This window comes from Deltaproteobacteria bacterium, from assembly GCA_020848745.1.
GTDB lineage: Bacteria > Desulfobacterota > Binatia > UTPRO1 > UTPRO1 > UTPRO1.
Genome location: JADLHM010000149.1, coordinates 87,127 through 100,670, shown reverse-complemented (window position 1 = coordinate 100,670; position 13,544 = coordinate 87,127). Strand labels below are relative to the sequence as shown.

At 71.1% G+C, this 13,544-nt stretch carries 10 protein-coding genes; all 10 read left to right on the top strand.

What is annotated here, in order from left to right; genetic code table 11:
- The first annotated feature begins 69 nt into the window (after positions 1–69).
- The 10 genes from IT293_21590 to IT293_21545 all read left to right on the top strand — a co-directional run bounded on the left by IT293_21590 (position 70) and on the right by IT293_21545 (position 13,518).
- Positions 70–2,004 (top strand): glycosyltransferase family 39 protein, encoded by a 1,935-nt coding sequence (locus IT293_21590; protein MCC6767252.1) that lies wholly within the window; start codon positions 70–72, stop codon positions 2,002–2,004.
- Entirely contained in the window at positions 2,001–3,338 is a 1,338-nt protein-coding gene (locus tag IT293_21585; protein MCC6767251.1) for a flippase, read from the top strand. Before IT293_21590 ends, IT293_21585 begins: the two co-directional genes overlap by 4 nt.
- The gene (locus IT293_21580; GenBank protein ID MCC6767250.1) at positions 3,283–4,749 is read left to right on the top strand and encodes an alkaline phosphatase family protein; all 1,467 of its coding nucleotides are present in this window, start codon (positions 3,283–3,285) and stop codon (positions 4,747–4,749) included. Before IT293_21585 ends, IT293_21580 begins: the two co-directional genes overlap by 56 nt.
- A gap of 6 nt (positions 4,750–4,755) precedes the next feature.
- A complete protein-coding gene (locus tag IT293_21575; GenBank protein ID MCC6767249.1) occupies positions 4,756–5,691 on the top strand; it encodes a GTP-binding protein in 936 nt (311 codons plus the stop codon).
- 111 nt (positions 5,692–5,802) lie between these two features.
- On the top strand, positions 5,803–7,098 hold the full coding sequence (locus IT293_21570; protein ID MCC6767248.1) for a nucleotide sugar dehydrogenase: 1,296 nt from the start codon (positions 5,803–5,805) through the stop codon (positions 7,096–7,098).
- Positions 7,099–7,110: 12 nt separating this feature from the next.
- Positions 7,111–8,319: a glycosyltransferase gene (locus IT293_21565; protein ID MCC6767247.1), complete on the top strand. Its 1,209-nt coding sequence runs from the start codon at positions 7,111–7,113 to the stop codon at positions 8,317–8,319.
- A gap of 94 nt (positions 8,320–8,413) precedes the next feature.
- The gene (locus IT293_21560) at positions 8,414–8,677 is read left to right on the top strand and encodes a hypothetical protein (protein MCC6767246.1); all 264 of its coding nucleotides are present in this window, start codon (positions 8,414–8,416) and stop codon (positions 8,675–8,677) included.
- Positions 8,674–10,563 (top strand): sulfatase, encoded by a 1,890-nt coding sequence (locus tag IT293_21555; GenBank protein MCC6767245.1) that lies wholly within the window; start codon positions 8,674–8,676, stop codon positions 10,561–10,563. The genes IT293_21560 and IT293_21555 overlap by 4 nt, the downstream gene beginning before the upstream one ends.
- 19 nt (positions 10,564–10,582) lie before the next feature.
- Positions 10,583–12,262 (top strand): alkaline phosphatase family protein, encoded by a 1,680-nt coding sequence (locus IT293_21550; GenBank protein ID MCC6767244.1) that lies wholly within the window; start codon positions 10,583–10,585, stop codon positions 12,260–12,262.
- 35 nt (positions 12,263–12,297) lie between these two features.
- A complete protein-coding gene (locus IT293_21545; protein MCC6767243.1) occupies positions 12,298–13,518 on the top strand; it encodes a glycosyltransferase family 4 protein in 1,221 nt (406 codons plus the stop codon).
- The last annotated feature ends 26 nt before the right edge of the window (positions 13,519–13,544 follow it).

The window sequence follows — 13,544 nt, the reverse complement described above, 5'->3', positions numbered from 1 at the left end:
GCTCGTGCTCGCGCTGCTCGGATGGGCGGCCCTTGTGTACGCTGTCTACGCGGCAAGCTATCTGAGCTGATGCTCGACGCCGTCATCCTGATCGCGTTGCTCGTCGTCCTGTACGGCGTCGGGCGGCGCTGCCTGCGCGGGGTGCCGTTCGCCGACGGCGCTGAGGAGGCGATCTTCGCCCTCGGCCTCGGCTTCGGCCTGCTCGCGTATGCGACGTTGGCGCTCGGGATCCTCGGCGTTCTCCGGCTGCCGACGCTCGTGTCCGCGGGAGCGGCGGCGGCGTGGATCGGTCGACGCGAGGCCGTGAGCGGTGTCGCGCGCGGGCTGCGCGCGGCCGGTCGCTTCGCCGCGGCCGCCCCGGCGGGCGCCCGTGTGGCGGTGGTCCTCGCATCCGGGCTCCTCGCGATCGAGTGCGTGCTCGTCATGGCGCCGGCGGTCGGGGGCGACCAGACGAAGTATCAGCTCGTGTACCCCCGCCTCTTCGCGGAGTCCGGCGGCTTCGTGCCGACGCCGTGGAGCTTCTGGGGGTACATGCAGTACCTCGTCAACATGCTCTTCACCGCGGCCTTCGTGCTGCGGGGCGACGTGCTGGCGCGCTTCGTGAACGTCGCGTTCGGCGTGCTGGCGACCGCCGCGGTGTTCGCGCTCGGGCGCCGCGCCTTCGGGCGGACGGTCGGAGCATGGGCGGCGCTGCTCTTCTTCTGCATGCCCTTCACCGCGACCCTGATGGTTCGCGCCTGGGTCGAGTTCGCGCTCACGCTCTACGTGGTGGCCGCGACGATCGGCGTGCTCGCGTGGCGCGAGTCCGACCATCGCAGTTGGCTCGCGCTCGCAGCCGTCATGGGCGGATTCGCCGCCGGGACGAAGCTCATGGGGGTGCTCGCGCCGGCGCTGCTCGGGGTGGTGATCCTCGCGACCGCGCTCGCCCGCGGCGGGATCGGTCCCGCGCTGCGCGCGACGATCGGATTCGGGCTCGTGGCGATGCTGGTCGCGTCGCCGTGTTATCTGCGGAACGCGGTCGCGACCGGGAACCCCATCTTCCCGTTCGGCTACGGCGTCTTCGGCGGTCGATACTGGAGCGCCGAGGCCGCGCGCGGGCTCGACGACTACTACGCGGCCTACCGGCAAACCCACGCCCAGAAGCGCGGCGGGGGGGCGTACGGCTCGTGGCGCGAAGCGTTGCGCTTCCCGTGGGACGCGACGATGGCGCCGTACGCGTTCGAGAACGTCGGCCGCTTCGCGTACGACGTCGGGCCGTTCCTGCTCGCGTTCGCTCCGGCGGTCGTGCTGGTGCGTCGCGACCCGCGGGCGTGGATTCTCGCCGGAGTCGGGCTCGGGTACGGCGCGATCGTCGTCCTCGGCGTGTGGGCGCATCCGCGATACATCCATCCGGCGCTGGCGCTCGTCCTGGTGGTCGCCGTGTACGCCCTCCGTACGCTCGCCGACCTGGGACCGCGCGCGCGCCGCGCCGTGACGGCCGTGTTCGCGGCGACGGCCCTCTGGCAGGGGGGGACGGCCTTCCGCGTGGCGGCTCCGCTGGCGCCCGACAGCTTCCGCGTCGCGGTCGGACGACTCTCCGAAGACGCCTTCCTCCGCCGCTACGAGCGCCGCTATCCGCTCTGGGATCTCGTGAACCGCGAGGTGCCGGCGGACGGCAACGTGCTCATACTCGCGATGATTCCGCATCCCTACCACATCCTGCGGCCCTTCACCCTGGCGAGCCCCCTCGAGCAGGGCGCCATCGACTACCGCCGCCTCGCCGGCGTGGGCGACCTCGCGGCGGCGCTCGCGCCCTACGGCGTCACGCACGTCGTGCGCGAGCCGGAGGAGGAGCGAGCCGCCGCCAATCCGGTCGGTGAGCGCGTGACCCGTCTCTGGGACGAACTCCTCGCCGAAGCGGAGAAAGTGGCGGACGGGCCGAGCGGCGCCGTCTACAAGCTGCCGCCGCGCTTCAGGCCGGTCGTCGCCAACCACGGAGCGGCGCCGGCGGCGAGCGGATCATGAAGCGCAAGGCGAGCGGCAACATGTTGCTCGATATCGCCGGGCTGATCGGCTCCCGGTTCATGCTCGTCGTCTTCGGCTTCGGCACCGGGATCATCACGGCGCGCGTGCTCGGTCCGCACGACCGCGGCCTCTTTACGTTGCTGATCACCCTGCCGCAGACGCTCGTGACGTTCGCGAAGATGGGTGTGGCGCAAGCGAACGTCTACTACGTGCGGCGGGCCAAGGTGCCGGTGTCGACCGTCGCGTCGAATTCGCTCGTTCTGACGCTCGTCGTGTCGCTCGCCCTGCTCACGACGTGCTACTTCGCCGGGCACTGGATCATCGACCCGTTTACCGACGGCGCGCCCTCGTCGTACGTCTGGCTGGCGCTCGTGCTGGTGCCGTTCCTGCTGATCGAGAGCTATTTCATGGCGATCCTGCAGGCGGTCGAGGCGTTCAACGCATACAATCTGCAGTCGATCATCAAGGCGATCCTGAGCTTCGTCGGCATCGCGACCGCGCTGCTACTCGCCCACGGCAAGCTCTGGGCCGCACTCATATCGCAGGTCTCGGTGCTGGCGGTCTGCAATCTCTGGCTGCTGATGCAGTGCCATCGCGTCGCGCCGTTCGGGTTCCGCTGGGATCGGCAAGTCGGGCGCGGCACGCTCGGCTTCGGCGCCAAGTCGTACGTCCAAACGCTCGCCGCCCATCTCCACTATCGCATCGACCTCTACCTGATCGCGCTCCTCCTGAGCCCGGAGCAGGTCGCGTTCTACTCGATCGCGGTCAACATGACGAACCCGATCCTGCAGATTCCCGACGCGATCGGCACCGTCATCTTCCCGAAGCTCGCGGGCTCGCCGGATCAGGCGGCGCACGAGCGAACCGCCGTCACGTGCCGGCACACGCTCTTCGCGACGCTCGTCGCGGCCGTCTTCTATGCCGGCGTCGGCAGCCAGCTGATGGTCCTCTTCTACGGCAGCCGCTACGCCCCGGCGATCCCGCCGATGTTCATGATGCTGCCGGGCATCATCATGATCTCGCTGTACCAGATCCTGAGCCGCAACTTCACGAGCCGGAACCGGCAGCAGATCAACATCGTCGCCGCCGGCGTCGCGCTCGCCGTGAACGCCGGCTCGAACCTGGTCCTGAGTCCGCGCTTCGGAATCGTCGGCGCGGCGCTCTCGACCGCGATCTCGTATTCGCTCGCGGCCGGCATCCTGCTCGCCGTGTTCGTCCGGGAGTCGGGATGGCGGGTGCGGGACACGGTCCTGGTGGGCGCGGACGATCTCGCGCGCTATGCTCGGCTCCTCATGGCGACGAGTGCGCGCTTGCGGCGGCCGGGAACGTCCTGACGTCCGCTCGGGGGGAGGGTACGTGGGTCGCAGGGTTCTCGTGGTCGGGCTGGACTCGGCGCCGCCGCGTCTGGTCTTCGACGTCTTCCGGCGCGAGATGCCGACGCTCGCCGGCCTCCTCGAGCGCGGCGCGCACGGCCGCCTCCTCAGCACGAACCCGCCGATCACGGTGCCCGCCTGGACCGCGATGATGGCGAGCAGGGACCCGGGCCAACTCGGCTGCTACGGGTTCCGCAACCGCAAGGACCACTCCTACGACGGCTACGCATTCGCCAACTCGACGCACGTGACGGCGCCGAGGTCGTGGGACCTGCTCGGCGCGAGCGGCAAGCGCTCGATCGTCCTCGGCGTGCCGCAAACCTACCCGCCGCGGCCGATCGTCGGCGACATGGTGACGTGTTTCCTCACGCCGTCGACCAAAGCGACCTACACCTACCCGGCGAGCCTGAAGGCCGAGGTCGAGGCGGCTTCCGGCGGCTACGTTCTCGACGTCGACGATTTCCGAACGGCCGACAAACACGCCCTCCTCGAGCGCGTGTACGCGAAGACCCGCAAGCACTGGGCGGTCGCGCGCCACCTCGCCAAGACCCATCCCTGGGACTTCTTCATGCTCGTCGAGATGGGCCTCGATCGACTGCATCACGGGTTCTGGAGCTCCATGGACCCGGAACACCACAAGTACGAGCCCGGCAACCCCTTCGAGACCGCGATTCGCGACTATTATCGCCACCTCGACGGCGAGCTCGCGGCGCTCCTCGAGCTCGTGCCGCGCGACACGATCGTGCTCGTGGTGTCCGACCACGGGTCGAAGCGCATGGACGGCGGCATCTGTTTCAACGAGTGGCTGATTCGCGAGAGCTACCTCACGCTGCGCAATCCGCCCTCCGCGCCGACGCCGATCGGCCAGGTGGCGATCGACTGGAGCCGCACGCGAGCCTGGGGCGACGGCGGCTACTACGGCCGCTGCTTCATGAACGTGAAAGGGCGCGAGCCCGAGGGGCTCGTGGAGCCCGGCGACTACGAACGGGTGCGCGACGAGCTCATCGCCGGCATCGCCGCGATCACCGACCACCGCGGCCGACCGCTCGGATCGCGCGCGTTCCGGCCGCAGGAGATCTACCGCGAGGTGCGCGGCGTCGCGCCCGACCTGATCGTCTACTTCGGGGACCTCGCGTGGCGTTCCGTGGGCGCGGTCGGCATGGGCGGGATCCATACGTTCGAGAACGACACCGGCCCCGACGAAGCCAACCACGACTGGTTCGGAGTGTTCGTGCTCGCCGCCCTGGACGGCGCCTCGCCGCTCAGGGGAGACCTCGGCGATCTTTCGATCTACGACGTCGCGCCGACGATCCTGCGGCTCTTCGGCGAGACCGTCCCCGCCGACATGATCGGCGCGTCGCTCGTCGCGTAGGGCGCCATGTCGGCACGGCACGTCGCGGTCGACGTCGTCACGGGATTCCTGGGGAGCGGCAAGACGACGCTGCTCGTCCACGCGTTGGCGCACGGCCTCGCCGGAAAGCGCGTCGCGCTCGTCGTGAACGAGATCGGCGAGATCGGCGTCGACGGCAAGGTCGTCACCGGCCTCAACTACGTCGAGAAGATGGTGGAGCTTTCGAGCGGCTGCATCTGCTGCTCGATCGACGAGTACCGATTCGACCTGGCGATCCAGGAGATCATCGAGACGGCGCGGCCCGATCTGATCGTGATCGAATCGACCGGTCTCGCCGACCCCGAGCCGCTCGCGTACCGGGTGAAGAACGCCGGGCTCCAGCTCGACGCCGTCATCACGGTCGTGGATGCCGCGCACGTCGAGCGCTTCCTCGACGAAACCGAGGTCGCGGCGGCGCAGATCGCGGCCGCCGACTTCCTCGTCGTGAGCAAGACCGACCTGGCCGGGCCGGAGACGCTGGCGCGGGTGCGGGCGCGGCTCGCGCGCTTGAACCCGCGCGCGCTCCAGTTCGTGAGCCTGCATGGCGCCGTGGACGCCGACGTGCTCTTCGCGACCGACATTGCCGGCCACCGGGCGCGCGTCGCGGGCGTACCGCCGGCGACGTCCGCGCACCTCGCCCGCGACGGATTCGGATCGTTCGCCTACCGTGGCCGCCGTCCGCTGGAGCAGGTCGCGTTCGAGCGGCTGCTTCACGCGCTGCCGCCGGACGTGATCCGGGCCAAGGGTCTCGTCCGCCTCGTCGATCGCGATTGGCACCGCGTCTTCAACGTGACGTGCGGCCGCGTCGATCTCGGCTGGGTGAAGCTCGAGGACGACGTCGAGACCCAGGCCGTCTTCATCGGCCGCGGCGTCGACCGCCATCGCGACGCCGTCGTGGCGGCGCTCGCCGCTTGCGAGCGGTGAGCCCGCCCGTGCTCTTGCTATAGGACGCGCCGCGCGCGTTTTTGCGGTCGTCGGCGCGACCCCTTTCCTCTATCGTGACGGTTCCGGCCGTCGATCCCCAAGGAGGCTTCCATGGAGTTGTTGGACAAGATTCGCGGACGCAAGGCGCGTACCGGCGTCATCGGTCTCGGCTACGTCGGACTGCCGCTCGCCATCGAGTTCGCGCGCGCCGGCTTTCGGGCCGTCGGTATCGACGTCGACCAGCGCAAGGTCGACGCCGTCAATGCGGGCAAGTCGTACATCGTCGACACGGCCGACGAGGAGATCGCGTCGCTGGTCGCGACCGGGCGCCTCGCGGCGACCAGCGACTTCTCCGTCATCGCGGACTGCGACACGATCAACATCTGCGTGCCGACGCCGCTGCGGAAGACCAAGGATCCGGACATGACGTTCATCCTGGCCGCGGTCGCGGAGATCAAGAAGTACATCCGCCCGGATCAGCTGGTGATCCTGGAGTCGACGACCTATCCCGGCACGACCGACGAGGTGGTGCTCCCGGCGCTCGAGGAGGCCGGCCTCGAGGTCGGCCACGACTTCTTCCTGGCCTTCTCGCCGGAGCGCATCGATCCCGGCAACAAGCGGTACCAGACGCGCAACATCCCGAAGGTCGTGGGCGGCGTCACCGCACACTGCACGCAGGTGGCGAAGGCGCTCTACGAGCAGAGCATCGACTCGGTGGTGCCGGTCTCGTCCACGCGCGTCGCCGAAATGGTGAAGCTCCTCGAGAACACGTTCCGCAGCGTGAACATCGGCCTCGTGAACGAGCTGGCGCTGATGTCGGCGAAGCTCGGCATCAACGTCTGGGAGGTGATCGACGCCGCGGCGACCAAGCCGTTCGGCTTCATGCCGTTCTACCCCGGCCCCGGCCTCGGCGGGCATTGCATCCCGATCGACCCGTTCTATCTCGGCTGGAAAGCCAAGATGAACGGCTTCGAGCCGCGCTTCATCGAGCTCGCCGGCCAGATCAACGAGTCGATGCCGAAGTTTGTCGTCGACAAGGTGACCGACGCGCTCAACAACGACGGCAAGGCGGTGCGGAACTCGCGCATCCACGTCCTCGGGGTTGCGTACAAGCGCGACGTGAACGACGTGCGCGAGTCGCCGGCGCTGCACGTGATCAAGATGCTCCTCGATAAGGGAGCGAAGGTCACCTACAGCGATCCCTACGCGCCGACCATCCGCGAGGAGGGCATGGAGATGAGCGACGTGCCCGTGCGGGCGGCGCTGGAGGCCGGGACGGACTGCGTCGTGCTGCTCACCGACCATAGCTGCTTCAACTACCCCGAGATCGTCCATCTGGCGCCGATGATCGTCGACACGCGGAACGCGCTGCGCGACTTCATCGGCGGGAACATCGTCCGTCTCTGAGCCCCGGGACGCGTGCGTCACCGGTCCAGCATGCCGAGCGCCTGGCCGATCGCGGGCGGACGGGTGTCCGTCGCACTCGTGGTCGGTACGCTGGCGCGGACAAGCGTGGCGCGGCACGTCGTCGACCTCGTGCGGGCGCTCGGCGCGGGGCGGCACCGGGCGCACGTCTACGTATTGGCCGGCGCGGCGGGTCCCGCGGCCGCGCGTCTCGGCCCGCTCGGTGTTCCGGTCACGGCGCTACCGCGGCGGCACGCGTACGAGCCGGGGAGGCTCGTGGCGCTCGCGCGCGCGTTTCGGCGCGACGGGATCGACCTCGTGCACGCCATCCTGCCGGCCGGTGCGGCGTACGGGGCGCTCGCGGCGCGACTCGCCGGCATCCCGGTCGTGATCGTGGCGAGCCGGGCCGGCGATCCGCGCGAGCAGCGGCGCGTGCGCACCTTGCTCCACCGCATCTATCGACGCGCGACGGCGGTGCTCGCCAACACGCGCGCCCACGCCGCGGCGATCAGCGCCGAGGCGGATCTGCCGGCGGGGCAAGTGCGGGTCGTGTACGACGGGGTCGATCTCGGCCGCGCGCATGCGCTCGGGGTGCTCGACGGGCTCCGCGACCGCGTGTGGCACCGTCCGCTGGTGATCGGAGGCGCGGGCGGTGGCGACGCGGGTCGGCGTCTCTTCGGGGCGACGGCGGTACGGATCGCGGCGCGCCACCCGGCGGCGCGATTCGTGTGGCTCGACGACGGCTCGGAGGAGGACGCGACGCCGTCTCCAGCCGGCGAGCGCGTCGCCACGTTCGGACCGGCGATGACGGTCACGCGGATCGGCGACGATCCGGTGTCGGTGTTGGGGGGGGTCGCGATGCTCTGTCTCGCGGGCGCCTCCGAGTGTCCGTCGCTCGACCTCGTGCCCGCGGCGATGGCCGCCGCCCGGCCGATCGTGGCGGCCCGGGTGCCGGGCATCGACGAGCTCGTCGTCGACGGCACGACGGGCGCCGTGGTCCCCGCTGGTGATCCGGGGGCGTTCGCGGATGCGGCGCTCACCCTCCTCGACGACCGGAGCCGGCTGCGGAGCGCCGGGTACGCGGCGCGCGCGCGGGCCGAGCGCGAGCTCGACGCCGCCGGGATGGCGCGTGCGACGGCGGCCGTCTACGAGGCGTCCCTCCTCGGACGACGCGCGCCGACGGGGCTCGGCGCGGAGGCGCCGGAGGCGCCGCTCGGGCGCTGACCGCGAGGGGGCCTTGCGCCCCTCCGGGGGACGATGGCAAGGGTACCCGCCCACGTCACGGCGGGGCATTTCGACGGAGGATCGACACGAACCGATGACCGACAACACGATCAGGCGGCGCATCCTGAAGGAGTACCGTCAGGCGAACGACGCCAACAAGGACATGCCGTTCCTGCACACCCGCCAGCACCTCGTCGAGCGGCTCGGCGAGAGCTACGAGAGCGTGGCGCCGCACGTACAGTGGCTCGAGCAGAACCGGTATCTGCACTGGAAGGCGGCCGACGTCTTCAAGATCTCGCCGAAGGGGCTGCGCGCGACGCACACCGACGCGGACCTCCTGGCGGAGCTCCCGGATTGAGCTCGCCCCGGTCGTCGAACGGAGCGCTCGGGAGCGCGATTGCCGGGGGCGCGCTCGCCGGCGTCGTCGTGGGTCTCGGAGAGGCGGCGATCGTCATCGCCGAGCGCCACCTGGGGCTCGACGCCGGGCTCCTGTACTTCGCGCTTCTGGCGTACGGCGGCGTCGGCGCGCTCGTCGGGCTCGGCATCGGCGCCGGCCTCGGAGTCGTGACGCGGGTGGCGGCGCCGACCGCCTGCGGGCTCGCCGGGGCGTCCGTCCTCGCGGTCCTGGCGACGATCATCGGCCGCTTCCGGGTGTTCCGGGACGTCTTCAACGAGACCTTCGACGGTGCGCCGCTGTCGCCCCTGCATTTCCAGCTGGCCTCCGCGGCGGCGGCGCTCGCGCTCTTCGTGGTCGCCTTTCTGGCCTGGCGCGCGCTGGCGCGTCGGCAGCCGCGGCTGGCGTCACCCCTCGCGGCGGTGGGCGGACTGATCGTCGCCGTGCTCGCGGCGCGCGCCGTCATGGCGCTCGGCGCCCCCAAGGAACTGTCCGCACCCGCGCGCAGCGCGGTCGGTCAGCCCGCGAAGGGGCCGAACGTGTTCCTGATCGTGGTGGACACGCTCCGCGCCGATCACCTCTCGTGCTACGGCGCCAAGACGAATCGGACGCCCGTGATCGACGGCCTCGCCGCCGACGGTACGCGCTTCGGGCGCGCCTACGCGCAGGCGTCGTGGACACGGCCGTCGTTCGGCACCATCTTCACGTCGCTGTATCCGTCGTCGCACCGGGCGATCCACAAATCGGACGCGCTCCCCGACGCGGTCGTTACGCTCGCCGAGGTCATGCAGGGCGCCGGCTACGCGACGGTCGGCTTCGCGAACAACATCAACGTCGCGCCGCTCTTCGGCTTCCAGCAGGGCTTCGACCAGTACGTCTTCCTCGAGCCGGAGTTCTTCTTCGGCGCAACCGAGTCGGCCGCGCAGCTCACGATCTACAACCAGCTGCGTCTCATCCGCGAGCGCTTCGTCTCCAAGAAGAAGTGGGTCGAGAACTACTACCAGCCGGCGGACGTCGTGGTGAAGCACGGGCTCGATTGGATCGCCGCACGCGACCCGCAGCGGCCGTTCTTCATGTTCCTGCACTTCATGGAGCCGCACGATCCGTACTTCGTGCACCCGTACAACGGCGAGGCGTACGCGCGCGTCGCCAACCCGAACCCCGATCCGTCGCTCGCCGAGACCTACCGCGACGCCTACGACGGAGCGATCCGCTTCCTCGACGGCGAGCTCGCGAAGTTCATCGCCGAGCTGAAGGCCAAGGGCCTCTACGACGACGCCGTGATCCTGCTCACCGCGGATCACGGCGAGGAGTTCCACGAGCACGGCGGCTGGTGGCACGGCACCACGCTCTACGACGAGCAGCTGGCGGTGCCGCTGATCGTGAAGGCGGGCGCGGACGCTCCGCGGGGCGTCGTGAGCGACGCGGCCGTCTCGAGTCTCGACGTCGCGCCGACGCTCATCCGGGCGGCGGGCCTGAAGGTGCCGCAGGCGATGGTCGGGAAGCCGCTCGGGCTCGCCGCCGACGCTCCGGCGCCGCGCGATCACGCGTTCGCGGAGAGCGAGCTCGAGGGCAACAGCCTCCAGGCGTACCGCAGCGGCGGCATGAAGGTGATCCATGCCAACGCCGGCAACCCGCGCGGGCTCCCCGAGCACCAGCTCTTCGACGTCGTCGCCGACCCGGGCGAGCAGCGGGACCTCATCGCGGCGCAGACCGAGGTTGCCAACAAGCTCACGGCCGACATGAGCGCGGTGCAGAGCCATGCCGAGTCGATCGCGGTCGAGTCGACCGGCACGTCCATCGACGCCGCCAGCGAGGAGCGCCTGCGCGCGCTCGGATACGTGCACTGACGGCGGTCGGAACGGTCCCGTGATCGCGATCATCGGTCTCGACGGGGCGACGTGGGACCTCGCGGGGCCGTTCTGCGAGGCCGGCGACATGCCCGTGCTCGCCGACGTGCGGCGGCGCGGCGCCCACGGCGTGCTGCGGTCGACGACGCCGCCGGTCACGTTTCCCGCGTGGTCGTCGTTCATGACCGGGACCAACCCCGGGAAGCACGGCATCTTCGACTTCACCCGCCGCGTGCCCGGCACCTACGAGGTCGCCTTCGTCGGCAGCCGCGACCGCCGCGTGCCGACGATCTGGAAGCTCCTCTCCGACGCCGGACGGCGCGTGGCGGTGATCGGCGTCCCGACTACGTACCCGCCGGAGCCGGTGAACGGGATCATGGTCGGCGGCTTCGACAGCCCGGTCGCGACCGGCATCGACGGGTCGTTCGTCCACCCGCGCGAGCTGTACGCCGAGATGACGCGGGCCGTCGGTCCGTACGCCATCACCGACTTCCAGGAGCTGACGATCGGCCCGGGGTGGCACGCCGATGCGCTGCCGAAGATCCTGGCAGCCGTCGATCGCAAGCGCGACCTCGCGCGCTGGGTGCTGCGGCGCGAGCGCTGGGACTGCTTCATGATGCTTTTCGGTGAGGCCGACACCGCGAGCCATCACTTCTGGATGTTCACGGATCCGGGTTCGCCGCGCTTCGACGCCGAGGGCGCGCCGCGCTTCCGAGGGGCGCTTCGCGAGGTGTACCGACGGCTCGACGCCGCGCTCGGCGCGATCCTCACCGAGCTGCCATCGGATGCGACCGTGCTGGTCGCATCCGACCACGGGTTCGGAGGCGCCGGCACGACGGTCCTGCACCTGAACCGCTGGCTCGCCGACCAGGGTTGGCTCGCGTTCCGCGCCGGCCGCCGCGAGCTCGGAGCGCGGGCGGCGCGCGTGGTCCGCCGTGCGGCGCTGGCGCTCCTGCCGCGCGGAGTGCAGGAACGGCTCGTGCGCCGTGGTGGCCGCGCGCTCGCGCGCCGGCTCGAAGGCTGGTCGCGCTTCGGGGCGATCGACATGGCGCGGACCCGGGCCTTCTCGGAGGAGCTGAACTACGCGCCGAGCGTCTGGCTGAACGTCCGCGGCCGCGATCCCGACGGGACGATCGCCCCGGGCGCCGCGTACGACGCCGCGGTCGCGGAGCTGCGCGCGGCGCTCCTCGCCTGGCGCCATCCGGAGACTGGTGCGGCGATCGTCGCGCGCGTGCACCGCCGCGACGAGCTCTACGCCGGGCCGCTCGTCGAAGCCGCGCCCGACCTCGTCCTCGAGCTGGCGCTCGATCGCGGCTATTCCCACCCCTGTCTGCCGACGACGCCCGACGAGACGCGCAGCGTGCGCCGGCTCGCCCGGCGCGAGCACGTGGCGGGAAAGGGCGGCGGTATGAACGGCAGTCACCGTCCGCAGGGGCTGTGGGCGCTCGCGGGTCGCGGCGTCGCCGCGACGCCGGCGACGGAGGCCGCGATCGTCGACGTCGCCCCGTCGGTGCTGCATCTCGCGGGGCTCGACGTGCCGTCGTGGATGGACGGCCGGTTGCTGCCGGGGATCGCGGGGACGGCGCGCATCGCCGACGACGCGCTCGTGCTGACAGAAGCGTCGGACGACCACGACCACGAGGCCGAGCTGCGGCGCCGCCTGCGGGCGCTCGGCTACCTGAGCGAGCCCGCGGCATGATGCCCGCCCGCGACATTCGGAAGCGATGCTATCGCGTGGCCATCGTCGCCGCGTGTCCGTTCCCGACCCTGCAAGGCTCGCAGCTCCTCATCCGGAAGCTCGCGCAGGGTCTGCGCGCTCGCGGCCACGACCCGATCGTCGTGACGTACGCCGAGGGGTTGGAGGAGGCGCTCGCCGGCCTGCCGGTGCGGCGCATCCCGCGCATGGCGGGTCTGCGCGCCGTCGGCTCCGGGCCGCGCGCGGCCAAGCTGGTGCTCGACGCGGCGTTGCTCGTGCGCCTCGTGCGGGTGATCGAGGGCGAGGGGATCGAGGTGATACACGCCCACAACTACGAAGCCGCGCTCGTCGGGCTCGTGGCGCGGCGGCTCACCGGCGTGCCGCTCATCTATCATAGCCACAACGCGCTCGCGGAGGAGCTGCCGACGTACTTCCGGAGCCGCACCGCCCGCCGTCTCGCCCGCGCGGTCGGCGCCGTCGCCGATCGCGAGGTGCCGCGGCGCGCCGATCGCTGCATCGCGATCTGCCGGGAGCTCGTCGGGTTTCTCCGCGCGCGCGGAGTCGACGAACGCGCCATCGCGCTGATCGCGCCCGGCGGCTCGCCCGAGGAGTTTCCGGCGTGCTCGCGCGCCGACGTGGCCGCGATCCGCGACCGTTTCGGGTTCGGCGAGCGTCCGGTGCTGCTCTACACGGGGAACGTCGACGGCTATCAGAATCTGGATCTCCTGCTCGAGAGCATCGGCCTCGTGCGGCGGTCGGTCGGTGACGCCCTCCTCGTGCTCGCGACCCACGCCGCACCCCGCGACCTTCCGCCTCGTCTTCGCCGGCTGCCCGACGGGGTGCGGCTCGTGAGCGCGGGCGACTTCGCGACGGTGCGTGATCTGATCCTGGTTGCCGACCTCGCGCTCTGTCCCCGTCGCGAGTGGTCGGGATTTCCGATGAAGCTCCTGAACTACATGGCGGCCGCGAAGGCCGTCGTGGTCTCCGCGGGCTCGGCCAAGGCGGTGCGCGACGGCGTCAACGGCGTCGTGGTGGACGTCGACGGCCCGCAAGCGTACGCCGCGGCGGTCGTCGCGCTGCTGGCCGATCCGCTGCGGCGGCGCGCCCTCGGCGCGGCCGCGCGCCGGACCGTCGAGGACGAGTACGGTTGGGAGCGCGTCATCGACCAGGTCGAGTCGACCTACGAGGCCGTCCTCGAGCGCCGCGCGACGTCCGCGGCGGCGCCCGCGGCGCCGCCGCTCGGCGTCCTCGAGGCCTGAACGCACCACCCATCTCGCTTGCACGG